Source organism: Rhodococcus sp. RCBS9, from assembly GCF_029457415.1.
GTDB classification, from domain to species: domain Bacteria; phylum Actinomycetota; class Actinomycetes; order Mycobacteriales; family Mycobacteriaceae; genus Rhodococcus_F; species Rhodococcus_F qingshengii.
The window spans coordinates 4,848,647-4,874,615 of record NZ_CP120422.1 but is presented as its reverse complement, the minus strand read 5'-3'; the positions used below and the strand labels follow the sequence as shown (position 1 = coordinate 4,874,615).

Annotated in this window: 20 protein-coding genes and 1 pseudogene; 14 read left to right on the top strand and 7 right to left on the bottom strand. The window is 62.9% G+C overall.

All coding sequences use genetic code 11. The features are described from left to right. Positions 1 to 5: 5 nt before the first annotated feature. Positions 6 to 815 (top strand): FAD binding domain-containing protein, encoded by an 810-nt coding sequence (locus tag P0M12_RS22825; RefSeq protein ID WP_277376869.1) that lies wholly within the window; start codon positions 6 to 8, stop codon positions 813 to 815. Beyond that, positions 812 to 3,520, top strand: a complete 2,709-nt coding sequence (locus P0M12_RS22820; protein ID WP_277376868.1) for a molybdopterin cofactor-binding domain-containing protein — start codon at positions 812 to 814, stop codon at positions 3,518 to 3,520. The genes P0M12_RS22825 and P0M12_RS22820 overlap by 4 nt, the downstream gene beginning before the upstream one ends. Here P0M12_RS22820 and lat read toward each other — a convergent pair. Together lat and P0M12_RS22810 are read right to left on the bottom strand one after the other, a co-directional pair. Continuing rightward, positions 3,517 to 4,845, bottom strand: coding sequence for an L-lysine 6-transaminase (gene lat, locus P0M12_RS22815; protein WP_277376867.1), 1,329 nt, complete (start codon positions 4,843 to 4,845; stop codon positions 3,517 to 3,519). The two genes, P0M12_RS22820 and lat, sit on opposite strands and share 4 nt — an antisense overlap. A gap of 65 nt (positions 4,846 to 4,910) precedes the next feature. Beyond that, positions 4,911 to 5,375 (bottom strand): Lrp/AsnC family transcriptional regulator, encoded by a 465-nt coding sequence (locus tag P0M12_RS22810; protein WP_003940830.1) that lies wholly within the window; start codon positions 5,373 to 5,375, stop codon positions 4,911 to 4,913. Positions 5,376 to 5,405: 30 nt separating this feature from the next. On the opposite strand from P0M12_RS22810, the gene P0M12_RS22805 reads away from it, so the two are divergent. Together P0M12_RS22805 and P0M12_RS22800 are read left to right on the top strand one after the other, a co-directional pair. Further along, complete coding sequence (locus tag P0M12_RS22805) at positions 5,406 to 6,701, top strand: VOC family protein (protein ID WP_081557646.1); 1,296 nt, start codon at positions 5,406 to 5,408, stop codon at positions 6,699 to 6,701. Further along, positions 6,688 to 8,193: an aldehyde dehydrogenase family protein gene (locus P0M12_RS22800; protein ID WP_277376866.1), complete on the top strand. Its 1,506-nt coding sequence runs from the start codon at positions 6,688 to 6,690 to the stop codon at positions 8,191 to 8,193. The genes P0M12_RS22805 and P0M12_RS22800 overlap by 14 nt, the downstream gene beginning before the upstream one ends. Here the strand turns inward: P0M12_RS22800 and P0M12_RS22795 are convergent. From P0M12_RS22795 to P0M12_RS22785, 3 genes are read right to left on the bottom strand one after another with little or no spacing between them, the layout of a single operon-like run. Further along, positions 8,144 to 8,929: an alpha/beta fold hydrolase gene (locus P0M12_RS22795; protein WP_030535042.1), complete on the bottom strand. Its 786-nt coding sequence runs from the start codon at positions 8,927 to 8,929 to the stop codon at positions 8,144 to 8,146. The two genes, P0M12_RS22800 and P0M12_RS22795, sit on opposite strands and share 50 nt — an antisense overlap. Then, entirely contained in the window at positions 8,926 to 9,990 is a 1,065-nt protein-coding gene (locus P0M12_RS22790) for a 2-oxoglutarate and iron-dependent oxygenase domain-containing protein (protein ID WP_042449601.1), read from the bottom strand. Before P0M12_RS22790 ends, P0M12_RS22795 begins: the two co-directional genes overlap by 4 nt. Next, complete coding sequence (locus tag P0M12_RS22785) at positions 9,971 to 11,362, bottom strand: nucleobase:cation symporter-2 family protein (protein WP_277376864.1); 1,392 nt, start codon at positions 11,360 to 11,362, stop codon at positions 9,971 to 9,973. Before P0M12_RS22785 ends, P0M12_RS22790 begins: the two co-directional genes overlap by 20 nt. A 134-nt stretch (positions 11,363 to 11,496) precedes the next feature. Here P0M12_RS22785 and P0M12_RS22780 point away from each other — a divergent pair, with 134 nt between their 5' ends. The 3 genes from P0M12_RS22780 to P0M12_RS22770 are packed head-to-tail and all read left to right on the top strand — an operon-like array spanning position 11,497 to position 14,246. Further along, positions 11,497 to 12,060: a cupin domain-containing protein gene (locus P0M12_RS22780; protein ID WP_007727247.1), complete on the top strand. Its 564-nt coding sequence runs from the start codon at positions 11,497 to 11,499 to the stop codon at positions 12,058 to 12,060. Between the two features lie 55 nt (positions 12,061 to 12,115). Next, the gene (locus tag P0M12_RS22775; protein WP_081377504.1) at positions 12,116 to 13,120 is read left to right on the top strand and encodes an acyl-CoA dehydrogenase family protein; all 1,005 of its coding nucleotides are present in this window, start codon (positions 12,116 to 12,118) and stop codon (positions 13,118 to 13,120) included. A 34-nt stretch (positions 13,121 to 13,154) separates the two neighbouring features. Next, a complete protein-coding gene (locus P0M12_RS22770) occupies positions 13,155 to 14,246 on the top strand; it encodes an N-formylglutamate amidohydrolase (RefSeq protein WP_003940896.1) in 1,092 nt (363 codons plus the stop codon). A gap of 38 nt (positions 14,247 to 14,284) precedes the next feature. Here the strand turns inward: P0M12_RS22770 and P0M12_RS22765 are convergent, their stop codons facing one another. Continuing rightward, positions 14,285 to 15,616: an anaerobic C4-dicarboxylate transporter family protein gene (locus P0M12_RS22765; protein WP_277376863.1), complete on the bottom strand. Its 1,332-nt coding sequence runs from the start codon at positions 15,614 to 15,616 to the stop codon at positions 14,285 to 14,287. Between the two features lie 106 nt (positions 15,617 to 15,722). Between P0M12_RS22765 and P0M12_RS22760 the strand changes: the two genes are divergently transcribed. Both P0M12_RS22760 and P0M12_RS22755 read left to right on the top strand, forming a co-directional pair. Next, entirely contained in the window at positions 15,723 to 20,270 is a 4,548-nt protein-coding gene (locus tag P0M12_RS22760; protein ID WP_277376862.1) for an ATP-dependent helicase, read from the top strand. Positions 20,271 to 20,333: 63 nt separating this feature from the next. Next, positions 20,334 to 21,125, top strand: a complete 792-nt coding sequence (locus P0M12_RS22755; RefSeq protein ID WP_030535047.1) for a DNA-formamidopyrimidine glycosylase family protein — start codon at positions 20,334 to 20,336, stop codon at positions 21,123 to 21,125. Here the strand turns inward: P0M12_RS22755 and P0M12_RS22750 are convergent. After that, positions 21,112 to 21,681, bottom strand: coding sequence for a TetR/AcrR family transcriptional regulator (locus tag P0M12_RS22750; protein ID WP_007727263.1), 570 nt, complete (start codon positions 21,679 to 21,681; stop codon positions 21,112 to 21,114). The two genes, P0M12_RS22755 and P0M12_RS22750, sit on opposite strands and share 14 nt — an antisense overlap. 87 nt (positions 21,682 to 21,768) lie before the next feature. Between P0M12_RS22750 and P0M12_RS22745 the strand changes: the two are divergent. From P0M12_RS22745 to P0M12_RS22725, 5 genes and pseudogenes are all read left to right on the top strand, one after another. Next, positions 21,769 to 22,709: pseudogene (locus P0M12_RS22745) on the top strand (oxygenase MpaB family protein). Positions 22,710 to 22,726: 17 nt separating this feature from the next. Beyond that, entirely contained in the window at positions 22,727 to 23,263 is a 537-nt protein-coding gene (locus tag P0M12_RS22740; protein ID WP_003940745.1) for a hypothetical protein, read from the top strand. Between the two features lie 323 nt (positions 23,264 to 23,586). After that, the gene (locus P0M12_RS22735) at positions 23,587 to 24,060 is read left to right on the top strand and encodes a hypothetical protein (protein ID WP_007727281.1); all 474 of its coding nucleotides are present in this window, start codon (positions 23,587 to 23,589) and stop codon (positions 24,058 to 24,060) included. Beyond that, complete coding sequence (locus P0M12_RS22730) at positions 24,050 to 24,973, top strand: hypothetical protein (protein WP_102999358.1); 924 nt, start codon at positions 24,050 to 24,052, stop codon at positions 24,971 to 24,973. The genes P0M12_RS22735 and P0M12_RS22730 overlap by 11 nt, the downstream gene beginning before the upstream one ends. An 86-nt stretch (positions 24,974 to 25,059) precedes the next feature. Beyond that, positions 25,060 to 25,944, top strand: coding sequence for an aldo/keto reductase (locus P0M12_RS22725; RefSeq protein WP_058226546.1), 885 nt, complete (start codon positions 25,060 to 25,062; stop codon positions 25,942 to 25,944). Positions 25,945 to 25,969 lie beyond the last annotated feature (25 nt).

Below are 25,969 nucleotides of genomic sequence, written 5' to 3'. Positions count from 1 at the left end.
TCGCGATGGACCTGCACAGCGTCGACGAAGTTCTGGTGCCGCGGACCCGCGCCGAACTCCCCTGTGCGTCACCCGGCATCGGGTTCATCGGTGGCGGCACCTGGCTGTACTCGGAACCGCAGCCGCACCTGACCACCCTTGTCGACCTTGCGGGCTTCGACTGGGAAGCTGTGGCGGTCGGCGATCTCGGTCTCGAGATCGCGGCCACCTGCACCATCGAGGAACTGTGCCGCGCCGAACTTCCCGCATCCTGGCGCGCCGCAGCGCTGTTCCAACACTGCGCTGACGCACTACTCGCATCGTGGAAGGTGTTGCGATACGCGACAGTCGGCGGCAACATCGCGCTCTCCTTCCCGGCCGGAGCGATGACGACTCTGTGTACCGCTCTCGATGCCGAACTGACGATCTGGCGTCCGGACGGTACCGAATACTCGTTCCCCGTAGTCGATTTCGTCATCGACGATTCTCGAAACGTACTCAGGTCCGGTGAGATCATCCGCAGTGTCCGGATTCCCGTGCATGCATTGACTGCACGTACCGCGATGCGAAAGCTGGCTCAGACGTCACTCGGGCGATCGGCCGTAGCCGTGGCCGGACGCTGCGGCGCCGACGGTTTCACGCTGGCGATCACCGCCGCGACCCGCCGTCCGTACGCTCTGAAATTCGACGAACTCCCCGACGCCTCAGCACTTGCGGATGCGTTGCGCAGCAGGATTCCGGAAGACGCCTACTTCACCGATGTCCATGGAACTGCGCCGTGGCGGAAGGCGATGACCGAGCTTCTTGCCGAAGAAATCCGAGGTGAACTGGAATGAAGTACTCGGTGGACGGAGTTCCGCGCGACGACCAGGCCCGCCCAGGACAGTGCCTGCGAACCTTCCTCCGCGAGCACGGAGCGAACTCCGTCAAGAAGGGGTGCGATGCCGGAGACTGCGGCGCCTGCTCGGTGCTGGTCGACGGACACCCCACCCATTCGTGCATATTTCCCGCCCATCGCATCGACGGCCGCGACGTCGTCACCGCCTCCGGTCTCGGAACCCCGGAGAAACTTCACCCCATTCAACAGGCATTCGTGGACGCGGGCGGATTCCAATGTGGTTTCTGTACAGCCGGAATGGTAGTCACCGCATCAGCGTTGTCGGTCGAGCAAAAATCCGATCTCGCGTGCTCGATGAAAGGTAACCTGTGCCGCTGCACCGGTTATCGGTCCATTCGTGACGCTCTCGCCGGTACATCCAATACAGAGACCGCCAAAATAGGCGGGGCACAAGGGCGTTCGATCGCAGCACCGGCGTCCGCGCGCATCGTCACGGGAACCGAGCAGTACACCATGGACTTCTCCCCGGGTGAGAAGCCGGTCGACCTGCTTCACGTCGCAGTACTCGGCAGTCCGCACGCACACGCACACATAAGCCGGATAGACACGGCAGCAGCCGAAGCGGCGCCGGGCGTCACCGCGGTCCTCACTTTTCATGACAGTCCGGACGTGCTGTTCTCGACCGCCCGGCACGAGGACCGCAACGACGATCCGGACGACACGCGCGTGTTCGACAGCACCCTCCGTTTCCGCGGCCAGCGCGTAGCCGCGGTCATCGCCGAAACCCCGACGCAGGCGGAACGTGCACTCTCGCTGATCGAAGTCGACTATGAGGTACGCGACGCGGTATTCGAACCAGATCTGGCGCGTTCCCCCGGCGCTCCACTCCTGCACGGCGACAAGGACGAGAGCTCGCGGATCGCCGAGGCCCCCCGCAACGTGGTTGCCGCGCTTCACGATGGTGTCGGCGATCTGGACCGTGCGCTCGCAGATGCGACTACAGTCGTCGAAGGTACGTGGAAAACTGCGCGAGTCCAGCACGTGGCCTTGGAAACTCACGGCGCAGTGGGGTGGCTCGACGAGGAGGGCCGTCTCGTCATCAGAAGCAGCACACAGGTGCCGTTTCTGGTTCGGGACGAATTGGCCCACATCTTCGATCTCGATCGCAGCCGAATCCGGGTGTTCGCAAAACGGGTAGGCGGGGGTTTCGGCGGGAAGCAGGAATTACTCACCGAGGATCTGGTCGCACTGGCCGTCTTGAAGACCGGCAAGCCCGTAGCCTACGAGTTCAGCCGAAGCGATCAGTTCACCATCGCACCGTCACGGCATCCGATGCGAGTATCGGTGCGTGCGGGAGCCGACGCCGACGGAACTCTCACTGCGCTCGCTATCGACGTGCTTTCCGACGCGGGGGCGTACGGGAACCATTCGATCGGAGTCATGTTCCATGGGTGCGCCGAATCCATGGCGGTCTATCGCGCTGCGACCAAACGCGTCGACGCCGAAGCGGTCTACACGAACAACGTTCCCTCCGGGGCCTTTCGTGGTTACGGGCTCGGCCAGATCATCTTCGCCGTCGAGTCGGCCATGGATCAGCTCGCGGATCGTCTCGGCATGGACCCCTTCGAGTTTCGGCGGCGCAACGTCGTCGTTCCCGGAGACGATTTTGTCGACTGGCACGTCGAAGACGGTGATCTCGAATTCGGCAGCTACGGACTGGACCAGTGCATCGACCTCGTCGACAGTGCACTGTCGAGCGGACGCGGAGAGGCTGCACCGGCTGGGTCGCGTTGGCAGATCGGTCGGGGCATGGCAATTGCCATGATCGCGACGATCCCGCCGCGTGGTCACTTCTCCGACACCACCGTCGCACTCGAGGCCGACGGTCGGTACGTCGTGAACATCGGCACCGCTGAGTTCGGCAACGGAACCACTACGATTCACCAGCAGATCGCGGCCACCGAATTGCGGACGACAGTCGATCGCATCACGATTGTTCAATCCGACACCGATGCCGGCGGATACGACACCGGAGCATTCGGGTCGACAGGAACGGTGGTCGCCGGAAAGGCGCTCCTGATCGCCTGCGAGCGCCTTCGCGAGCGGATACTGACCCGTGCGGTGCGATCGAGCGGTCGCGGCGCGCAGATCGACGACCTTTCGCCGGACGGTGTCGAAACGTCCCACGGTTGCCTCGATTTCGCGACGCTACTCGAAGGTGGCCCGCTCGCCGCTGACGGTCGCCACGACGGGACACCGCGCTCGGTCTCGTTCAACGTTCACGGTTTTCGCGTTGCCGTCGACACGAACACCGGCCGGGTGAAGATCCTGCAGTCGGTTCAGGCCGCCGATGCCGGCACTGTCATGAACCCGGCACAACTGCGAGGGCAGGTGGAAGGCGGTGTGGGACAAGCGCTCGGCGCTGCGCTGTCGGAGGAGATCGTCATCGAAGAAGGTCGGGTGATCAATCCGCAGTTGCGCAATTATCACGTTCCCCAGATCGGGGATCTGCCGATCACCGAAGTACTGTTTGCCGACACGTACGACAAGCTCGGGCCTTTCGGCGCGAAATCGATGAGTGAGGCCCCCTTCAATCCTGTAGCACCGGCGTTGGCAAACGCGATTGCCAACGCGTGTGGAGTGCGTATGTACTCCACACCGATGACACCGGATCGAGTGTGGGAACAGCTACAGAGGCCCTAGGTCTCGCGTGCGAGCACGCGCTCGACCGCGTCGACCGCGTCGTCCAGCTCACTGGTGGTCACCGTCAGCGCGGGCCGGAATCTGATTCCCCTCTTCCCGGTAGGCAGTATCATCACGTGCTCGTCTTCACGCAGTCGCTGTACGACGCGATCGCGAAGGTCACTGTCTTCCAGAGTGATCGCGCACATGAGGCCACGACCGCGCGGCTCGGTTGCCGCCGCGTACCGCCCGCAGACTTCGGTCAACCGGGCAAGGAGATGCGCACCCGTGAATCGCACGCGGTCGATCAGTCGGTCCTGCTCGACGACTTCGAGTATCCGCCGGGCACGAACCATGTCGGTGAGGTTGCCACCCCACGTCGAATTGATCCGAGAACTGACGTGAAACACGTTGTCATGCACTTCATCCACGCGCCCGCCGGCCATGATTCCGCACACCTGCGTTTTCTTGCCGAACGCCACCACATCCGGACTCAGACCCAATTGTTGGTAGGCCCAGGCAGTTCCGGTGATTCCGCAACCGGTCTGTACTTCGTCGAGAATGAAGAGGGCGTCGTTTTCGTGGCACAACTCCTGCATCGCCTGCAGAAATTCCGGCCTGAGGTGATGGTCGCCGCCCTCGCCCTGGATCGGCTCGGCGATGAAACAGGCAATGTCGTCGGGGTTGTCGGCGAAAGCTCGGCGCGCTTGATCGAGAGCTTCCCTCTCCGCAGCTTCGACATCGCGGCCGTCTGCCAGGTACGGCGAGTCGATACGTGGCCAGTCGAACTTGGGGAATCGCGCGACCTTGCCCGGTTCGGTGTTGGTGAGCGACATCGTGTAGCCACTGCGGCCGTGAAAAGCCTCGGTCAGGTGCAGGACCTTTGTCCCCAGATCTGCTGACAACCCACGGCTTTCGTTCCACCGACTCTTCCAGTCGAAGGCAACCTTGAGTGCATTTTCCACCGCCAGGGCTCCGCCGTCGACGAAGAACAAGTGTGGGAGTGCCGAATCCCCCAGTACCCGAGCGAAAGCCGCAACGAAGCGCGCCATGGGTTCGGTGTAGATGTCGGAGTTACTCGGCTTGTTGGAGGCCACGACAGCCAACTCCTGTTGAAACTCCTCGTCGCCTGTGATCGCAGGGTGATTCATACCCAGGGCCGAAGAGCCGAAGAAACCGAACATGTCCAGATACTCGGTTCCGTCTCGCAGGTCACGGAGATAGGAACCCCGCGACCCTTCGACGTCGAGAATCAGATCGAATCCGTCGACGAGGATGCTGGCCTTCAACACGTCGTAGACCGGAAAGAGCGCACTGTCACCGAAGTCTCGCATCGCAGTACTCATACGCGAAGGTTATGTCAATTTTCCGGGAGTGTCGATAGAGGACCGTAAAAGTTACTGAACAAGCGTCATTCGTCGTAAAAAGTTTGTAGGATGATGGTGCTTCGTGTGTTGACGTTGGCTGCCGTACGGATCTCCTGCAGCAATCGCTCCAACGCCCGAGGTGACGCCACCCGGACCAGGAGGACGTAGCTTTCGCTCCCGGCTACCGAGTGACACGAGACGACCGCCGGCAGATGACGCAAGCGGGCAGGCGCATCGTCGGGCTGCGAGGGATCGAGAGGAGTGATGGCGACAAATGCGGACAGATTGTGACCGAGTGCCTCCGGATCGATCTTCGCGGAGTACCCACGGATCACCTTGCGAGATTCCAAACGACGCACTCGCGACTGGACTGCGGAGATCGAGAGTCCAGCCTTCTCAGCAAGACTCGCGAGAGTGGCACGGCCGTCCAAGACCAATTCACGCATCAAGAGTCGATCGGTTTCGTCGACCGGAACACCGGCAACGTCACTGGTTTCTGTTTCTCGCACCTGCGCAGGCTAACGCAATCGGACATTCGTATGGTTGAAACCTGGGAGCTACGTGCACGGTTCGCAGCGGCCCTCGCCAAGATGTATGGCGACGAGGTCCCCGCTTACAACACCTTGGTAGATGTAACCATGCAGGTGAACCGTGATTTTGCCGCCGAACATCCGGATTCTGCGGAGCGCCTGGGCAGCCTGGCGAGAGTCAGCGCCGAGCGTCACGGCGCCATCAGACTGGGGACTCTCGACGAACTACGTGACGTAGCCACCGTCTTCGGCGGATTCGGTATGTTTCCGGTCGGCTATTACGACCTCCGGCTCACAGACTCCCCCATTCCCGTTGTCTCGACGGCATTTCGCCCCACCGATCCCGCCGAACTCGCCCGGAACCCGTTCCGCGTTTTCACCTCGGTGCTGACCAGTTCCGATTCCAGGTTCTTCGACACCGACCTCGAGCGTCGGATCACCGGGTTTCTGCGTCGCCGGACCCTGTTCTCTCCCGAACTTCTGCAGTGGGCACGTCAATCGAGTCGCGAGGGCGGCCTGACGGAGCCCGAGGCGACACAGTTCGTCGATGCAGCGACCTCGGCGTTTCGGCTCGGCACCGATCCCATCGACGCGGGCTGGTACCGCGAACTCGCCGCAATCTCGCCTGTCGCTGCAGACATTGCGGGGCAGGGCTCGACCCACGTCAATCACCTCACCCCGCGAGTGCTCGACATCGACGAGTTGTACCGCCGCATGACCGAGCGCGGTATCACCATGATCGACCGCATCCAAGGCCCGCCGAGATGGAGCGGACCACCACTACTTCTGCGGCAGACGTCGTTTCGTGCGTTGGCCGAAGACAGACTCTTCCGTCAGCACGACGGATCGGTCACCACTGAGCCCGTCCGCGTCAGATTCGGCGAGGTGGAGGCACGCGGAATCGCGTTGACCCGCAGCGGGCGAGCGATCTACGACCGACTGATCGCCACGCCCGAGGACGCCGATTGGGACAGCGAATTTCCGCACTCCGAAAGCGAACTCGATGCCGCGGGGTTGGCGTACTTCACGTTCCGAACCGAAGGAACTGTTGTCGTCCGCGACCCGATCGTCTACGAGGACTTCCTACCTGCCTCCGCGGCCGGGATCTTCGCATCCAATCTCGATTCCGTGACCGGATTCGTTTCCGATGCGCCCGGCGCCGAATACGGGCAGGATCGATTGGAGGGCGCCGTCGACCGCACCATCGAAGATCCGTTCGAGCTGTACCGCGCACAACAAGAGGCGTCACGTGCGGTGCTGCCTCCCGCCCACAACAACAGAGGACTCCCCAGTGAACCTGCCTGATTCTTCGAGCCTCGCCGATCGCGCCGAAAGCGCCCTTGCCGCGTGCGGTGTCGAGTGGCCCGCCGGCGACCTGACCGCACGAACCCCCATCACCGGTACGCAACTGCGTACCGTTCGGCAGCACTCCGGTAGAGAAGTCGACGACGCCGTCGAGGCGGCTCATCGTGCGTTCCTCACCTGGCGAACCGTTCCCGCTCCGGCGCGCGGCGCGGTCGTACGCCGGCTGGGCAGCTTACTGACCGAGCACAAGGATGACCTCGCGGAGATCGTGACGTTGGAGGCCGGGAAGGTCACCTCGGAGGCTCTCGGCGAGGTACAGGAGATGATCGACATTTGCGAGTTCGCCGTCGGTCTCTCCCGGCAGCTCTACGGACGCACCATGCCGTCCGAGCGTCCCGGACACCGGTTGACGGAAACGTGGCACCCTCTCGGCGTTGTCGGGGTCATCTCCGCGTTCAACTTTCCCGTCGCGGTGTGGTCGTGGAATACCGCCATCGCTCTCGTCTGCGGCGACTCCGTCGTCTGGAAGCCTTCGGAAACCACTCCGTTGACCGCGCTGGCATGTGACGCCCTCCTCCGACGCGCCCTCGCCGACTGTGATGCACCGATCGACGTGCACCAGTTGATCATCGGCGGACGCGATGTCGGTGAGGCCTTGGTGGTCAACCCACTGGTGGCCTTGGTCAGCGCCACCGGTTCCGTGCGAATGGGCCGCGCGGTGGCTCCGCGGGTCGCCGAACGCTTCGGGCGAAGCCTCCTCGAGTTGGGTGGCAACAACGCCGCAGTCGTCACACCGTCGGCAGATCTCGAGCTTGCCGTACGCGGAATCGTGTTCTCCGCCGCCGGAACTGCGGGGCAGCGGTGCACCTCACTTCGTCGGCTCATCGTGCACGAGTCGATCGCCGATCACGTCGTCGAGCGCGTTGCGGCCGCGTACGCACAGCTCGAGGTCGGCAGTCCCTTCGATTCCGGTGTTCTGGTCGGGCCGCTGATCAACGAAGCCGCGTTCGAGACGATGCAGAAATCGCTCTCGGCCGCACGCGCGGACGGCGGATCTGTGGTGTGTGGCGGGGACCGCGTCGGCGATTCCGGGTTCTACGTGACACCTGCCCTCGTTCGTATGCCCGCACAGACCGAGGTGGTGCGGGCGGAGACTTTTGCACCCATCCTCTACGTCTTGACCTACACCGACTTCGACGACGCCATTGCGCTGCACAACGGCGTGCCTCAAGGACTTTCGTCCTCGATCTTCACACTCGATCAGCGAGAAGCAGAGCACTTCCTCGCCGCCGACGGCTCCGATTGCGGCATCGCGAACGTGAACATCGGAACGTCCGGTGCGGAGATCGGCGGCGCATTCGGCGGGGAGAAGGAGACTGGCGGCGGACGCGAGTCGGGTTCGGATTCGTGGAAGGCATACATGCGCCGAGCCACCAATACCGTCAATTACTCGGACCAGCTTCCGCTGGCTCAAGGGGTCGAGTTCGGCTGAACACCTGCCGGGCGAAATCGGTGATCGCGTCGATCAACTCCGGGAGCGCCGACAACTGCGGTGCATGGTCGGTGCCCAGGCTGACCACCTGGGCACCGGGGACAAGTCTCTGCATGGCGCGTTGAGCCTCGATCGGCACGGTTCGATCCAGCGTGCATTCGACATACAACCTCGGCACGGTTCCGAATCGCTCTTCCGTCCAGACCGGTGCCATCAGGCGGGCTGACTCCAGTTGTGGAACGAGCATGCGCGCGGCGAAGATCGCATCAGCCACCGGCGCTTCGTGGAAGAACACAGCGGCACCGGCTTCGGGCGGTACCACCGTCGCATCCCCGTCGTCGGCGGGGACCAACCAACGTGAGATCCCGACCGGACTTTCCAGACCGAGTTCGATGCAGAGCATCCCGAAGTCCGTCTGCGATGGAAGCATCATCCCTGCGACGTACACAAGACCCGTTACCCGCGAAGGCAGCAACTCAGCCACCTGTGAGGCCACGATGCCACCGCCGGAGTGACCAACGAGGGCGCACTGCCCGTCCAAGGACTCGACAACTGCCACAACATGTTCGGCAACGACATCGAGATCGATCACGTCGTCTGAGTTCCAACTTCCCGAGCCGGGAAGCTCCACCACAACAGGATTGAAGCCGGCCGATTTCAGTGGGCCACACACACGATCCCAGACCCAACCGCCGGCCCATGCTCCGTGGATCAGGACGATGTTCCGTGCACTCACTGCTTGACCTCGAGCTCTGCAGCCGAAAGTACCCGAGCCGCCTCACGACCTGCGGCGGCGTTGGACTTCCCCTGCCTCGACCCGGCCAATTTGGCCTTGATGTGATCGCGAACGGTAATGGGTTCGTACTCCAAGCCGGAGTCGTCCTGAAAACTCGGCAAGGTCGCAATCACCGCGTCGACGTTTCCGTCATGGAAGAAGGCCGCCGATCGCCGGCGCTTGATGGTGCCGTTCACCACCGGAGGCGCAACTCGGTGCAGCGTGGACATCCACCTGTCGTTGGTCAGTCGCGCGGTGAGATCCCCGAGGTTGACCAGTAGCGCGCCGTCGTGCGGCCAGACATCGTGCCAGCGTCGGTCGCTCCCGAGTACTTGCAAACCTTCGACCTGATCCGCCCACAGCACGGTGACCAGCCCGAAATCGGTATGTTCGCCCATCCCCTTCAACTCACCGTCCAACGTCACCGTCCCTTCGGGTAACGCGTAGTTGTTCATCCGCAGTACGTCGATGGAGTGGTCGGTGATCGACTCGAAGAATCCTGGGGTCAGCCCGAGCGCGTCTTCGAAAATGGTGGTCAGTGTGCGTGCCACCCGCTCGCCATGGGCGTAGTAATTCTCCACCCGCTCCGTGAAACCAGACACTGCGGGCCACAGGTTGATTCCGTAATCGTCCTCCGACAGTTCGAGTTCGGTGAATGATCGGGCTTCGGTTCCGACGTTGAAGGCCTCGAAAAAGTCGTTCATTCTGGTCGCGGATTCGACGCCGAGGCTCAGGCTCAGCGACTCACTCTTGGGCGGGCTGTACCCACGATTCGCGCCCTCGATTCGGTAGCCCGACTTCGTCTCCATCGGCAGCCCGAAGAAGTCGTCCATCGCTTCGGCGAGGCCGGAAGAAACAGCGGCCGGAACACCGTGGCCCCGAATCTGCATGAAACCTACAGTCCGACAAGCATGGTCGACTTCGGCAGCCACTCGCGCCTTGTCCTGGTCGGCACCACCGAGCACGTAAGGCGAGATGTCGACGACGGGCACTTCGAAGGGATCAGACTGGGACTGTGACACTGGCGTCTCCTGCAGAGCTGGTGGCGGGTTCAGATTTTGCAGTGGCATGGAGGCTCTCTCGCGATCGCCTCGCGAGTTCACCGAGTCGGGTGTGATTGAACAGCAGATTGAGCGAAAAGGCCGAGGCCGCAGCCAAGGTGATGCCGCTACCGAGGAGGATCTGAGCCGAGGAGGGGAATCGCTCGAACATCCCCTCCGCAAATTCCGGAAGAATACCGATCCCCACCGATACAGCGGCGATCGTGGTGTTGATCGGGTCGCTGAGATCGACCTTGCGCAGCGTGTTGATTCCGACCACGGCGACAGTGGAGAACAAGATGATTCCGACACCGCCGACCACCGGATCAGGCAGGGCTGCAACCACTTCACCCATTCGCGGGATGAGGCCGAGGACGATCAGAATGGCACCGCTGGTAGCGGTCACGTACCGGCTGTACACCCGGGTCGTGGCAACGGCGCCGACATTCTGCGAGAAAACGGTGTCGACAAAGGCATTGAAGATTCCGCCCAGAACTCCCGACATCCCGTCGGCCACCAGCCCTCGTGCGAGATCTGCTTTCTTCAAGGGCTTTCCGGCGATCTCGCTGACCGCCAGCATGCTCGCCGTCGATTCTGCGAAGACGACTGCCATGACGATACTCATCGCCACCACGGCGGTGACGGGAAACTCCGGAGCGCCGAAGTGGAACGGCATCGGGAAGCCCACCCAGGCCGAGCCGCCGACGCCACTCAGATCGATCAGGCCCATCGGGATGGCGATCACGGTGCCGATCACAAGCGCCATCAGTACACCGAGCTGCGTCCACATCCCGCGGCCGAGGCAGATGAAGGCCACCGCGACCACAACGACTGCGGCAGCCAGCGCCAGATTCTTCGGGTCGGCGAACGACGGGGAGGTGGGGTCGTTTCCGACGATCAGTCCTCCTGCGACACCGATCAACGAGATGCCGATGACTGTGAGGACGACGCCGGTAACCAGGGGTGGGAAGTATCGGACGATCTTGGCGAACGGCACGGCCAAGGCAATGCCGACTACGCCACCGACCAGCATGGACCCGTACACCGCCTGCAGGCCGTACTCCTTGGCGATCAGAATCATCGGCGTCAGCCCGGCGAAGGTCGCCCCGCAGACGATCGGCAGCCGGACACCGGCGACCTTCCCGACGCCCAGGCTCTGAATGATCGTGATGATGCCTGCAACGAGCAAGTCCGCGCTGATCAGCATCGCGACTGTGCTGCGGTCCAGCCCTACGGCGGCACCGAAAACCAGCGGAACCGTGATGCAGCCGGTGTACATGATGAGGACGTGCTGAAGAGCAAAAGCAGACTGGCGGGCAAATGGGAGCCGCTGGTCGACAGGATGGATGGCCATGCGCCGATCTCCGTCCGAAGCTGGAAGTGTTTCGTGTACGGGACTATTCAGCACGTCGATAATTTCTTACCGTGGTCGAATTTGTTTCGTCTGTGTAATCAAAACTTTCACCAGAGCACTGCTATCTTCGGCACATGGACGACGACCAGAAGGCGATAGCGACCGCAATCGGGGCTGCCGTGCGGACGGCGCGAAAAGAAGCCGGACTGACGTTGCGCGAGGTTGCCGTGAAGTCGGGCTTGTCCCAGCCCTTCCTGAGCCAGACCGAAAACGGCCACGCAGTACCCAGTGTCATGAACCTTCATCGCCTCGCGCAATCGCTCGGCACCACGGCGCACGCACTCTTGGCACAAGGTGAGCGAACTCCGTCCAGCCTCGTCCGCGCCGGCGAGGGGCGAACCTTCGAACTGGCACACGATTCGGTGATTCGATTCTGCTCCACCGGCTCACGGACCATGGAACCCAACGAGATCACGGCAGCACCTCATTCCGAGGCAGGTGAGCACACCGAGCACGCCGGCGAAGAGTTCATTCATGTTCTCGAAGGATCTGTCGAGGTCGAGGTGGGACTGGACGAGCATCACGTTCTTCATGTAGGCGACACCCTCCTCTACACCTCGACCATCCCGCACCGGTGGTTCAATCGCACCGATGCGGTCGCGAGGTTCCTCATCGTGAGTTCGCCGCCCTCGTTCTAGATGCGCGGCTGTAGTTCCACACCACAACCCCCCGCTCACGGCTTACCCTGACAGCGTGACCATGTGGCCGGAACTTGCGCGCGAAATCGCCGATACCGTTCTGTTTCCCGTCGCCGACAGCGTCGACGCCGACGGAGAAATCCCCAGCAGCCATTTCGACGCGCTCGCCGCCGACGGCTTCTACGGCATCGCTGCCCTCGGTGAGGGTGGCCCCAGCAGCGAAGAACTGGTCGAGGTCCTCGAAACCTTGTGCGGCGGTTGCCTCGCGACGACGTTCACCTGGATGCAGCATCACGGCGTCGTCGGAGCCCTGGCGGCGAGTCCCAATGCACCTCTGCGCGAACAATACTGGGACGGTCTGGTTTCCGGCACGATTCGCGGTGGGGTTGCCTATGCCGGCGCCATCCCCCGCCCACCGCTCCTGTGGGCGAAGCGGGTGAACGACGGCTACGTCCTCGACGGGATCGCACCCTTCGTCACCGGTTGGGGCATCGTCGATGTTCTCTTGGTGTCGGCGCGCGACGAGTTCGACAATTCCATCGTTCATTCCGTCGTACCGGTGGGCGAGGCCCCGGGTCTGACGATCGAGGAACTTCCACTGATCGCGGCGCGCGGAAGCAACACCGTCCGAATCGTGTTTGACGCTTTCGAAATTCCCGATACCGACGTCTGTGCTGTCGTCAGCGACGAACAATTCCAGAGCACCCAGCTCCCCGGCTTGTGGCTCAACGGCGCGATGGCCATGGGCATCACCCGCCGCGCTGTCACCGAACTTGCGGATCTGGGAGTCGACACCGACGCGTTCGAGGAACAAGCCACCCGGGCGCGCGCCGATCTCGATGCAGCACTGCGCGACGGCGGCGACATGTCGGCCGCCCGCGCCCGAGCGTCGGAACTTGCGATACGCGCGTCGGCCGCACTCGTGACTGCGACCGGAAGCCGCGCTCTGGTCGGCAGCAACACCCCCGAGCGGCTCATGCGTGAAGCCACCTTCACTCTTGTCGCGGCTGGTCGCCCGGAGATCAAAACAGCTCTCGTGGAACGACTCAGCGGATACTGAGTACGCAAGGTTGTACTCGATTACGCTGGGGCTCATGACCAGTGGAGAACCAGTACTCATCCCGGCCGGAACCGTGTTCACGCCGGAGGACCTGACGTTCTATGCCGATCGCGACTCCCGCAGTCTCGACGACGCCATCGCCGAAGCCGACCTTCTTGTCAGTTGCCCACACTCGGGTTCCGCGATTCCAGCAGAACTCTCACGTTTTCTCGCACCCGAGTTCACACAGCGGCTGCAATTCGACTTCACCGACATGTCCACCAGTCCCATCGTGCGCCGTTGGGCCGAAATCGATTCGCGCATCGTATACGTGGAGAATCCGCACCCTCGCATGATTCGCGATCCCAACCGTGCGAAGCCCGAAAACCTGGAAGCGTCACTGCGCGAAGCATTCGCCCGCGTCCACAAGGCCGGTGCAGGCAACAAAGCAGACCTCACCGGCGTCGACGCAGTTCGCCCTGTCACCTTCTCGTTCTACCCCCTGCTGCTCGAGCCGACCGACGACGCGGGCTGGAAGAACCTCGCCGAGACCTTCACCGAGACAGCCGAACACGGTTTGGGTGTCTACGAAAGAACTCGCGACACACTGATCGAAGCCATGGTGGAGAAGAGCTTCGAACTCGGTCGATCGTTCACGACGTTGTCGTTCCACGACACGATGAACCACACCACCCGGCGGGACGGCGCCGTCAATGTCGAACGGCCGGAAGCAGATCGACTCCCCGACGTCGTCGCACTCTCCAATCGTGGCGATCACGACGGTAATCGACGCGGCGACAATCCCGTGACGATGGATCCGGAGCTCATTCGCACTCTTGCGGTCTCACATCGCAAGGGATTTCAGGTCGACGATCCGGATGCGGTCGCTCTCAATCAGCCGTACCTCGGCAGTTTCGAAATCATCCGAGCCGGAGCGAGATTCGCCGAATTGAGCGCCCGCGCCGCCGAAGCCGGGATCACGTTGAGCGCGGTTCAGGCCGAATTCAAACGAGAATTCCTACTGGGAGACGAACTGGCCGCCTACATCATGGAACCCGGCGTCGACTGGCCTACACCCGACGCCGAACGGGTGGACCAGCTCGCTCACGCGTGCAAGGCGAGCTGGGACCACTACCGCAACAGCTGACTCAGCGCTGTCACTCAGGGCTGACTCAGCCGCAATACTCAACCGAGCACCACTCCGAACAACGCGCCGGCCGCAATCGTCGAGACGGCCAAGATGATGGTCGGCAGGAAGAACGAGTGGTCGACGAGCTTGGAACCGAGCTTCGTGCTGCCCGAGAGGTCGAAGTTCGCAGCCGCGATCTGCGAACCGTTTGTCGGCAACAGATAGACGCCGGCAAACGCTCCGGCCCACATTCCGCTCACCAGACCGGGTGCAATCCCGGCAGCGAGACCGATCGGCACGATGGTCCTCGTAGCGGTCGACTGACTGGTCGTCAGTACACAGACCAGGAAGACACCGAGCGCGAAGATCCACGGCGCGGCGTTGACCCAGTCGCCGACGGTGCTCGTGATCAGCTCGGAATGGGCGCTGATGAACGTGTCCGTCAGCCATGCCAGACCGAACAGCGCGATGGCCGAGACCATACCGGCACGGAACACCGTCGACGACGGCACGTCGGCGACATTCGGGCGGCACACCAGCAGGATCAACGTACCCACGACGAACATCAGCATTTCGATGATCGGTGTCATCCCCATCGGAGTACCGTCGGCAGCTTCGGGACGAATCCCCTTGAACAGGCCGAAGATCACGATAGCCAGGACGCCGGCGAGGAAGATCAGTGCCGCGTTTCGTCCGGTCTTCGTCGAGACGAGTTCGGTCTTGGAGGCTGCACCAGGTCCGGCCAATTCGCCCGACTTCATCTTCGCCTGTATCTCCGGGTCGTCGTCGAGATCTTTGCCGAGTCGGTTGACCGCGATGGAGGAAAGGATGATGCCGACAACAGCAGCCGGGAAGGTGATCTTGATGATGTCGATGAGTTCGAAATCGTAAGGCGGCACGTCGGTCAGCGTGACCATTGCCGCCATTGCCGCGGACACCGGACTACACGCCAGCGCCACACCGGTCGAGACAACTGACAGCGACAGCGGTCGTGACGGCCGCACACCGTTCTTGTACGAGACGTCGTAGATGACGGGGAGCAGTGGGTAGAGGATGTTGGACGTGCCGGCACCGACCGAGAACAGGAATGACACCAACGGCGCGATCAGCGTGATCTGTTTCGGGCGAGATTCGATCAACTTGGCCGCGATGGTGACCATCCAGTCGATACCACCGGCCGCCTGCATCATCGACGACGCGAGGACGACGGACAGGACGATGAGGAGAGCGTCGACCGGCGGACTGCCGACGTCCTCTCCGAAGACGAACACGAGGACGGCAACACCTGCGCCGCCCCACAGACCGAGAGCGACACCGCTCGATCTGGTACCCATGACAATCGCCCCGAGCACTACCGCCAGCTCGAGGACAATCTTGACTGCTTCCATCAGGCACTCGCCTTCTCGATAACAAGAGAATCGCTATAACAGGGCAAATAGTATGCTCTGCGCTTCGGCTGCAGGCACGAACACGCTGTCGGTGGGAAGGGGCAATATGGTGGTCGTGACCAACGTCCTCGGTAGGTTCTCGCCCGTCACACGCGAGTGGTTCGGCGGCGCTTTCAGCGCTCCGACTGCTGCGCAGCTCGGCGCCTGGGAATCCATCGCGAGTGGCTCTCACACACTTGTCGTCGCGCCCACCGGCTCCGGCAAGACATTGTCGGCGTTCCTGTGGGCCCTCGATCAACTCGCCGCCAAGGACGAAGGCGAACGCGCCACCAAAGTCCTCTACATTTCGCCGCTCAAAGCGCTGGGTGTGGACGTCGAGCGGAACCTTCGCGCGCCGCTGGTCGGCATCACGCAGACGGCGAAGCGTCTAGGCCTCACTCCGCCCGAGATCACCGTCGGTGTCCGTTCCGGTGATACGTCCCAGGCCGATCGGCGCTCGTTGATCAAACGACCCCCGGACATCCTGATCACCACGCCTGAGTCGTTGTTCCTGATGCTCACCTCCGCTGCCCGGGAAACACTGGTCGGTGTCGACACCGTGATCGTCGACGAGGTTCACGCGGTGGCGGGCACCAAGCGCGGCTCTCACCTCGCGCTCTCACTGGAACGCCTGGACGGCTTGCTCGAGCGTCCGGCGCAACGCATCGGATTGTCGGCCACTGTCCGTCCGCACGAGGAGATCGGGCGGTTCCTCGCCGGTTCGGCACCGATCCGAATCGTGGCTCCGCCTGCCGCCAAGACCTTCGACCTCACGGTCCGTGTTCCCGTCGAGGACATGACCGAACTGGGGATCGCGACGCCGGACGACGGTTCCGAATCTCCCACCCCGCAAGCCGGTTCGATCTGGCCCCACGTCGAGGAACAGATCGTCGACCTCGTTCTCGACCACCGATCGTCCATCGTGTTCGCCAACTCTCGCCGCCTCGCCGAACGATTGACAGCCAGGCTCAACGAGATTCATGCAGAACGCATCGGTCTGGCCGTCGAGAAAACATCTCGCCCGCCCGCGCAGATCGGGGCTCCCACCGAGGTCAACTACGGCGCAGAACCCCTCCTTGCTCGCGCCCACCACGGATCGGTCAGCAAAGACCAGCGAGCCCTCATCGAAGACGACCTCAAATCGGGTCGATTGCGATGCGTCGTCGCCACCAGCAGTCTCGAACTCGGAATCGACATGGGCGCCGTCGACTTGGTCATCCAGGTGGAGGCACCGCCTTCGGTTGCCAGCGGCCTGCAACGTGTCGGCCGCGCCGGCCACCAGGTCGGTGAGATATCGCGAGGCGTCGTCTTCCCCAAGCATCGCACCGACCTGATTCATTGCGCGGTGACGGTCGAGCGCATGGTCGAAGGCAAGATCGAAGCGATGGCCGTTCCGGCCAATCCCCTCGACATCCTCGCTCAGCAAACTGTTGCGGCCACCGCTCTCGAACCGATCGACGTCGACGACTGGTTCGAGACCGTGCGCCGAAGCGGTTCCTTTGCAACGCTTCCCCGTTCGGCGTACGAATCGACTCTGGACTTGCTGGCGGGGCGGTACCCCTCGGACGAGTTCGCCGAATTACGTCCTCGCCTTGTCTGGGATCGTGAGTCCAACACGCTCACGGGCCGCCCGGGTTCGCAGCGTTTGGCCGTCACTTCCGGCGGCGCAATCCCCGACCGCGGCCTCTTCACCGTCTACATGGTTGGCGAGAAAGCGTCCCGCGTCGGCGAACTCGACGAGGAAATGGTCTACGAATCCCGGGTCGGCGACGTCTTCGCGCTCGGCGCCACCAGTTGGCGGATCGAGGAGATCACCTTCGATCGGGTTCTGGTCAGCCCCGCCTACGGCATGCCGGGTCGTTTGCCCTTCTGGCACGGCGACGGACTCGGTCGCCCCGCCGAACTCGGACAGGCGTTGGGGCAGTTCGTCCGCGAAACGGCTCTCGGCAACGAAGCCGACGTCGTCGAGCGTTGCCGCGTGGGCGGGCTCGATCACAACGCGACTACCAACCTGATCCAACTCGTCGGTGAGCAGAAGAATGCCACCGGGCAGGTGCCGTCGGATCGAACCCTGGTGGTCGAACGCTTCCGCGACGAACTCGGTGATTGGCGTCTGGTGCTGCATTCCCCGTACGGCCAACGGGTTCACGCACCGTGGGCCCTCGCCATCGGGGCGCGCCTGCAGGAACGATACGGCGTCGATTCCAGCCCGACGGCCTCCGACGACGGCATCATCATCCGACTCCCCGACACCGAGAACGAACCTCCCGGCGCCGAACTGTTCACCTTCGACGTCGAGGACATCGAAGATCTGGTCACCCAGGAGGTGGGCGGCTCCGCGCTCTTCGCTTCCCGATTCCGCGAATGTGCCTCCCGCGCACTGCTTCTCCCCCGCCGCAATCCCGGAAAACGTGCACCGCTGTGGCAGCAGCGTCAGCGGTCGGCGCAACTGCTGGACGTCGCCCGCAAGTTCCCGACCTTCCCGATCCTGCTCGAGACCGTACGCGAGTGCTTGCAGGACGTTTACGACCTGCCTGCACTGAAGGAATTGTTCGGCAAGATCGAGAAAAGGCAGATTCGAATCGTCGAGGTGGAGACGGCCTCTCCGTCTCCGTTCGCCAGTGCGCTCCTGTTCAACTACGTGGGTGCGTTCATGTACGAGGGCGACAGCCCCCTCGCCGAGCGACGCGCCGCCGCTTTGTCCTTGGACTCCACGCTGTTGGCCGAACTCCTCGGCCGCGTCGAGCTGCGCGAGCTCCTCGACGCCGGAGTGATCGAGCAGGCCGAACGTGAACTGCAACGGCTCGTCCCTGACCGAAAGGCCAAGGACCTCGAGGGTGTTGCCGATCTCCTCCGCATGCTCGGCCCGCTGACCACCGAAGAAGTCACCGAACGCTGTCTCGAGGACCCGGTCTCATGGCTCGAGAAGTTGGTTACGGACAAACGCGCCCTCCACGTCTCGTATGCGGGCGAGAGCTGGTGGACCGTCGTCGAAGATGCAGCGCGGCTTCGCGATGGACTCGGCGTTCCCCTACCCATCGGCGTTCCGGCCGCGTTCATCGAGCCGGTCGATCAACCACTCGACGACCTCCTGAGCCGGTACGCCCGCACCCACGGTCCCTTCACTCTCGCCGACGCGGCTGCACGCTTCGGTCTCGGAGTATCAGTCGCGCGTGACGTTCTCGGTCGGCTCGCGCTCGAAAAGCGGGTCCTGGAAGGTGAATTCCGCCCGTCTGCAACCGGGAGCGAATGGTGCGACGCCGAGGTCCTGCGTCGCTTGCGGCGACGCTCGCTCGCCGCGGCACGGCAGGAGGTCGAGCCGGTCAGCACCGCGACGCTCGGGCGATTCCTTCCCAGTTGGCAGCACGTAGGCGGCACGCTGCGAGGAATCGACGGTGTTGCAACGGTGGTCGATCAACTTGCCGGCGTTCCGATTCCGGCGTCCGCTCTCGAATCGTTGATCCTGCCGAGCCGAGTTGCCGACTACTCTCCCGCGATGTTGGACGAACTCACGTCGACGGGTGAAGTCCTGTGGTCCGGATCGGGAGCTATCTCGGGCAAAGACGGGTGGGTAGTGCTGCACCCCGCCGACCTGGCACCGATCACGCTCAATTCGCCCGCCGACACCGACGTCTCGGAATTGCAGAAGCGCATCCTCGACCTGCTGTCCGGCGGCGGTGCCTACTTCTTCCGCCAGTTGGTCGACGCGTTGCGAACTACGGAGTCGGCTGCGGACACGGTCGACAGTGCGGTGACGACGGCACTGTGGGAGTTGGTGTGGCTCGGACACATCGGTAACGACACCGTTGCACCGCTGCGCGCACTTCTCTCCGACACCACCAGAACAACAACCAGTCACCGATCACCTCGCCGTGTTCCGCGGGCCCGTCCGTACCGCGGAATGGCCCGCGCTTCCACGCCCGCGCGCACGGGACCGGCAACTGCCTCCGGTCGGTGGTTCCAGCTGCCAGGTATCGAACCTGACCCCACTATCCGGGCGCACGCCACGGCTGATCTGCTGCTCGAACGATACGGCGTCGTCACCCGCGGTTCGGTGATGAGCGAGAACGTGCCGGGCGGTTTCGCGTTGATCTACAAGGTACTGAGCACGTTCGAGGACAACGGGCGCGCTCGACGCGGATACTTCGTGGACACCCTGGGCGGCGCTCAATTCTCCACGCCTCCCGTGGTGGACCGCTTGCGGACGTTCGGTGATTCCATCGAGGGGCGCCACACCTCCTCGGCTGCAGTCACTCTCGCGGCGTGCGACCCGGCAAACCCGTACGGCGCGGCGCTGCCGTGGCCGGCGTCGGGGGGCGAAGAGTCACCAGGACACCGACCCGGACGAAAAGCCGGCGCACTGGTAGTTCTGGTGGAGGGTGAGTTGGTTCTGTTCGTCGAGCGCGGCGGTCGCACGATCCTGACATTCACCGACGACGGCGGAACGTTGCGCCTGGCAGCACTGTCACTTGCTCAGAAGGTGACTTCTCGCGCCATCGACAAGTTGGTAGTGGAGAAGGTCGACGGAGAGACCATCCACGGCAACGATTTTGCTCCGGTCCTGGTCGAAGCCGGCTTCGCGGCCACCCCTCGCGGATTCCGGTTGCGGTCATGAGGATTGGGGTCATGATGATTGAGATCGTGGAAGTTGAGATCCTGAAGTGTGGGTGCGGCGACCATGCCTGAGGGCGATACCGTGTGGCGGGCCGCCAATGAACTGCGCGCTGCCCTGGCCGAGAAGGTACTCACCACCTGCGACGTCCGCGTTCCTCGTTACGCCACGGTTGATCTCTCGGGCCACCGCGTGGATTCCGTCGCCAGCCGCGGAAAACATCTCCTGATCCGAGTGGGCGAAGCGTCCATTCACACGCATCTGAAGATGGAAGGTCAGTGGCAGATTTATCGCCCCGGCGAGCGCTGGCGCCGACCCGCTCATCAAGCGCGCATCATCTTGGCCACCGAAGACTCTGTAGCAGTTGGCTTTTCACTGGGAATCACCGAGATCCTCGAACTCGGGCAGGAACAGGAGGCCGTCGGACATCTCGGACCGGATCTGCTCGGGACCGATTGGGACAGTTCCGTGGCCGCCCGAAATCTTCGGGCTGCCGACTCCGTACCGATCGGAATCGCGCTCCTGGATCAGCGGGTGATGGCCGGACTGGGCAACGTGTACCGAAACGAGATCTGCTTCCTACGAGGTATTCACCCGAAAACGCCGACACATCTCGCGGGGAATCTCGACGCGATAGTGGATCTGTCTTTTCGCACCATCAACGTCAACAAGTCGCGTCGCATCCGGGTCACCACCGGCGACACCCGCCCCGGTAGGCAGACATGGGTGTACGGCAGACGCGGAAAACCATGCCGCCGTTGCGGAACTCGCATCAGAGAAGACACCCTCGGACCGGATCAGCTCACCGAGCGAAATATCTTCTTCTGCCCGGCCTGCCAGCCCTTCACGCCTGGTTAGCGTTGATCAGCAGCCTGACGCAGTGGCGGACAAATCGATCACGGTCCACGACGATCGTGCCGTCCAGATAACCGATGAACAGTGTGAACAACGCCCCGACCAGTCCGACTGCCACCAGTTGCTTGTCCACGGGATCAGCGATCTCGGACAACTGGTCGTACACCAGGTCGACGAACGCCGGCATCGATTCGATACCGCGGCCGCTCAGAACGGGTTCCGAGAGCGGGGCGATCAGGAGCACTCTCCCCATCGCCGGATCGTCGACCATGAGCTTGACGAAAGCGTCGACCGCAGCGGTGGCGACGGCCTCGGATGTCGTCTCCGACTCCACTGCCGACGCAAGCGCCGACTGCGCACGCTCGGCGACAAACGTGTGGACCGCGACAACGTACTGATCGCGATCGGTGAAGCTTTCGTAGAAGTACCGCTCGGTCAAACCGGCGGCCTTGCAGACCGCACGCACGTTGACGGCCGGACCGTCGACCGCACCGAGCAGTGTCACTCCGACGTCGAACAACGTCGCCTTTCGAGTGGCCCTGCGTTCTTCGATGCTCACAACTTCCCCACTTCGCCGACACTTGATCTTCAATGCACCCGGCATTCGATCCTTGACTACCGCTGTTGTCGATCCTAATCTGACAACATGCGTAGTCAACTTGACGACAGCAGCACCCCGGTTCCCCTCGGTCCGGATTCCCTGACGTGGAGGTATTTCGGCGACTGGCGCGGGATGCTGCAAGGCGTCTGGGCCGGTTCGATGCAGAACATGCACCCCGGCCTCGGCGCCGGAGTCGAGGAGCATTCACAATTCTTCGACGAGCGGTGGGAACGACTGTACCGCTCGCTGTATCCCATTGCAGGCGTGGTCTTCGACGGCGATCGCGCGCAGCAGACAGCCGAAGAAGTCCGCGGCTATCACACACGAATCAAGGGCGTCGACAAGTTGGGGCGTCGGTATCACGCACTCGATCCCGATACTTTCTACTGGGCGCACGCAACGTTCTTCATGGGCACAATCGTCACTGCCGAGAACTTCTCCGGTGGCTTGACCGAGGCCCAGAAACGTCAGCTCTTCACCGAGCACATTCAGTGGTACCGCCTGTACGGGATGAGCATGCGCCCTGTTCCCGAGACCTGGGAAGCATTTCAGGAGTACTGGGACCACATGTGCCGCAACGTACTCGAAGACAACAAGGCGACCCGCGACGTCCTCGACCTGTCGGGACTCGGCAAGCCCCCGTACATGACGTGGCTACCCGATCCGTTGTGGCGGCTCGCCCGAATCCCCCTCGCCCGCGGATTCGTGTGGCTGACGGTCGGAATGTACGACCAACCGGTTCGAGACCTACTCGGCTACTCGTGGACCAGTCGCGATCAGAAAATTCACAACGCTGTCGGCCGCACCGTCAACGCCGTCTTCCGTCTGGTGCCGTGGCGATACCGGTATCGCCACGTGCTCGCGCGGGATGGGATCGAGCTGACGGCCGAATCCCCGCCGATGCACCACTGGTCCACACACCGGCGCGCAACCTGCCCCCGCTCGAGCAGCGAGATAACCCGATGCACTACAGCCCCAGGGTCTGATCTGCCATGCTCTGAACATGGAGTGGGACCTGCGAACCCTGCTGAACCGTCCGATCACGTCTCACGGTGCGCCGCTGGGACAAGAACGTGTGGCGGCGAGGACCACCGCGTACATCTACGGCAACATTCTTGTCCTCGCCGCACTCATACCGGTGACGAAATCTCAGGAATCGCTCGGCGCCGCGATTGTGGTCGGCACGGCATTGTCGACATACATCGCCCACACATTTGCCGAGGGCGTCGGCGAGAGCATTCGCAACGATCGCCGACTGACGACCGCGGAGAGAATCGACTCGCTTCGCGATTCCGTCCCGATCCTCACCTCTGCGGTTGTTCCTGTCGTCATTCTCGCGACGGCGTGGTTCAACTTCCTGGAACCACGGACGGCGCAGTTGATCGCGGAAATCGTCTTGATCCTGCGGATCGGTTCCACCAGTTACGTGATCAGCCGACTGCACGGCGAGAAAGTCAGTACGAACACACATCTGGCAGCCTTCGGCCTCGCTGCCGTCGCCACCCTCATAGTCGGGTTGAAGATAGTGCTCACTCATTGACGAGCCACAAGTGCAAAAGAAGTCAGACCGGTCGTATATAACTAAGACGGGCAATTCGCAGAAACCTAACAATCGGTAATTTCGATGTGCGGTGATCGACGACTAACTCGGCCCACTTCTATCAAGTAGGCAGAGGAGCAGCCCGCAATGACAACACCACAGTCGCCGTATCCCTGGAACAACGACCCCAACCACACGACACCTCTCCCTCCGCCCCCTCCTCCGCCGCCGGGTATCACACCCGGTCAGGCTCCGTACTCGGGACATCAGCCTGCTTACACCCCGCCCCGGCCCCATACGGTCAAGGCACTGGATATTCGCCGATGCCTCCCCGCCCGCCGAAATCGTATGCATGGCTGTGGGTCCTACTGGGAGTTGTCACAGTCGCACTCGTCGCCGTCGTGGTCTACGTATGGGTTCTCCCTCTCGTCTTGAACGACAATTCCGACGAGAACACCGCACGCACGGAAACCGTGGTGATCACCTCACCTGCGGCCGCGCCGCAGAACGGCGTCGTCACACCCGCGCCCAACGAGTCGGTCCCTGCCAGCGCAGCGCGTTGTGGATCGGTGTTCTCGAACAACGAATTCACGACGTCCGCCGTCGGCACCAGCGTGACGTCTTGTGAGTTCGCCGAAGAAGTGCGCTACCAGTACGTGAGCCAGGGTCGACGCGGCGGCCCGGTCTCCATCAGCGCGGTCAGTCCGGTCACGGGAACTCGGTACTCGATGAACTGCGCCGGCAACAAAGTCGTCACGTGTACCGGCGGAAACAACGCGGTGGTCTATGTCTATTGAGCAGTGCGTCGAGGCTCGAAGCGGGACGCGCCGACGACTCCTGGCGGTTGCACTCGCCACTGCTTCTGCAGCAGCCCTCGCGGGCTGCACGATTCCGACGCGAGACGAGTCGTCGGAGAAGGTCGAGACGATCACCGAGATCGTCGTCGTTCCACCGGAGCCGACAGAGACTCCTGCCGCCCCGGGCAACGGTGTCGGCCCGCTCGCCGGATTCGAGGCCCTGGGCAACACCCTCGGCGGCGCCGTGGGTATCGCACTCGTGCCCGTCGGCGGAGGTCAGTCACTCGTTGCCGGCGAGTGGCAGAACGGAGTCGCCTGGTCCACCATCAAAGTCCCACTGTCCATCGCAGCCCTCCACGAAACCGACAACACAGAACTCACAACGGTCAAGCAGGCGATCACCACCTCCGACAACGAATCAGCCGAAGAACTGTGGCGAGGCCTCGGCGATCCGACCACTGCCGCAGCGAAGGTCGAGTCAGTCCTCGTGGCCTCCGGCGATATGTCCACCACCGTGGAATCACGCACGCTACGACCAGAATTCAGCTCGTTCGGTCAAACACAATGGCCACTTGCCGTCCAAGCGCAATTCGCCGCCACCCTGCCATGCCGGAGCGACGCCACCGAAGTCTTCGGGCTCATGGGCAGCATCAGCCCCGACCAACAGTGGGGCCTGGGAGTGATCCCGGCCGCTCGATTCAAAGGTGGGTGGGGGCCGGACGACGACGGCGGCTATCTGGTCCGCCAATTCGGGATCATCAGCAGCGGCACCGGACAACTCGCTGTCGCCATCGCAGCCAAGCCGGACTCGGGCACTTTCGCCGACGGTACTGCGATGCTCAGCGACATCGGCCGCTGGGTAGGCGAACGAGCGCAGGCTTTACCCATCGGCGGCACCTGCCAACCGAGCTGAAGTACTGCCGGTCGAGGGAGGTACTGCCGTTACCCGGCTGAGCAGTCACTCCCGCCGAACCCCCGGCCGCCGCTACCGTGGACGACATGAGCATCCCGAGTCTGAAACTGAACAACGGCGTCGACATCCCAGCGCTTGGCTTCGGCGTGTACCAGACGCCGCCGGACGAAACACTCGCCGCCGTCGAGTCCGCGCTGTCGACGGGTTATCGCCATATCGACACTGCCGCGGCCTACGGCAACGAGAAGGGCGTCGGTGAGGCGATCCGGCGATCCGGACTCGATCGCGCGGACATCTTCGTCGAGTCGAAGGTCTGGATCACCGACTACGGATACGACGAGACTCTGCATGCCTTCGACAAGAGCGCAGGCAAACTCGGTGTCGAACAACTCGACCTCCTGATCCTCCATCAGGCGTTGCCGAGCGAGTTCGAGCGCACGATCGACGCGTACAGGGCGTTGGAAACGCTTCTGGCCGACGGCAAGGTCCGCGCCATCGGAGTCAGTAACTTCATGCCGGATCACCTCACCCGACTCCTGGACGCAACGTCCGTGGTGCCGGCGGTCAACCAGATCGAGGTTCATCCGTACTTCAGGCAGTCGACTTTGCTCGAGGCCGACGCCGATCACGGGATTCTGTCTCAGGCCTGGTCACCGATCGGCGGAATCACGTTCTACCGCGACGGCTCCCACGGCTCGACCCTCGAGGACGCCACCATCGGCGCCATCGCGACCGCGCACGGCAAGTCGCCTGCACAGGTGATGCTGCGCTGGCACCTCCAGCAGGGCCGCCAGGTGATCCCCAAGTCGGTGACTCCCTCGCGGATCGCGGAGAACTTCGACGTGTTCGACTTCGAACTCACCGCCGAAGAACTCTCCGCAATCGACGCACTCGACACCGGAGTTCGCGGCGGTCCCGAACCCGAGGTCATCACCCGCGAGAAGTTCGGAATCGAGATTCCCGAAGCCTGAACCCGGCAGCTTGAACAACACAGCA

Bases quoted from the DNA above. Each gene is read 5' to 3' on its own strand.
- P0M12_RS22825 (WP_277376869.1), top strand. From the start codon at position 6: ATGGACCTGCACAGCGTCGACGAAGTTCTGGTGCCGCGGACCCGCGCC.
- P0M12_RS22820 (WP_277376868.1), top strand. From the start codon at position 812: ATGAAGTACTCGGTGGACGGAGTTCCGCGCGACGACCAGGCCCGCCCA.
- lat (WP_277376867.1), bottom strand. From the start codon at position 4,845: ATGAGTACTGCGATGCGAGACTTCGGTGACAGTGCGCTCTTTCCGGTC.
- P0M12_RS22805 (WP_081557646.1), top strand. From the start codon at position 5,406: ATGGTTGAAACCTGGGAGCTACGTGCACGGTTCGCAGCGGCCCTCGCC.
- P0M12_RS22785 (WP_277376864.1), bottom strand. From the start codon at position 11,362: ATGGCCATCCATCCTGTCGACCAGCGGCTCCCATTTGCCCGCCAGTCT.
- P0M12_RS22780 (WP_007727247.1), top strand. From the start codon at position 11,497: ATGGACGACGACCAGAAGGCGATAGCGACCGCAATCGGGGCTGCCGTG.
- P0M12_RS22770 (WP_003940896.1), top strand. From the start codon at position 13,155: ATGACCAGTGGAGAACCAGTACTCATCCCGGCCGGAACCGTGTTCACG.
- P0M12_RS22765 (WP_277376863.1), bottom strand. From the start codon at position 15,616: ATGGAAGCAGTCAAGATTGTCCTCGAGCTGGCGGTAGTGCTCGGGGCG.
- P0M12_RS22760 (WP_277376862.1), top strand. From the start codon at position 15,723: ATGGTGGTCGTGACCAACGTCCTCGGTAGGTTCTCGCCCGTCACACGC.
- P0M12_RS22755 (WP_030535047.1), top strand. From the start codon at position 20,334: ATGCCTGAGGGCGATACCGTGTGGCGGGCCGCCAATGAACTGCGCGCT.
- P0M12_RS22740 (WP_003940745.1), top strand. From the start codon at position 22,727: ATGGAGTGGGACCTGCGAACCCTGCTGAACCGTCCGATCACGTCTCAC.
- P0M12_RS22735 (WP_007727281.1), top strand. From the start codon at position 23,587: ATGCCTCCCCGCCCGCCGAAATCGTATGCATGGCTGTGGGTCCTACTG.
- P0M12_RS22730 (WP_102999358.1), top strand. From the start codon at position 24,050: ATGTCTATTGAGCAGTGCGTCGAGGCTCGAAGCGGGACGCGCCGACGA.
- P0M12_RS22725 (WP_058226546.1), top strand. From the start codon at position 25,060: ATGAGCATCCCGAGTCTGAAACTGAACAACGGCGTCGACATCCCAGCG.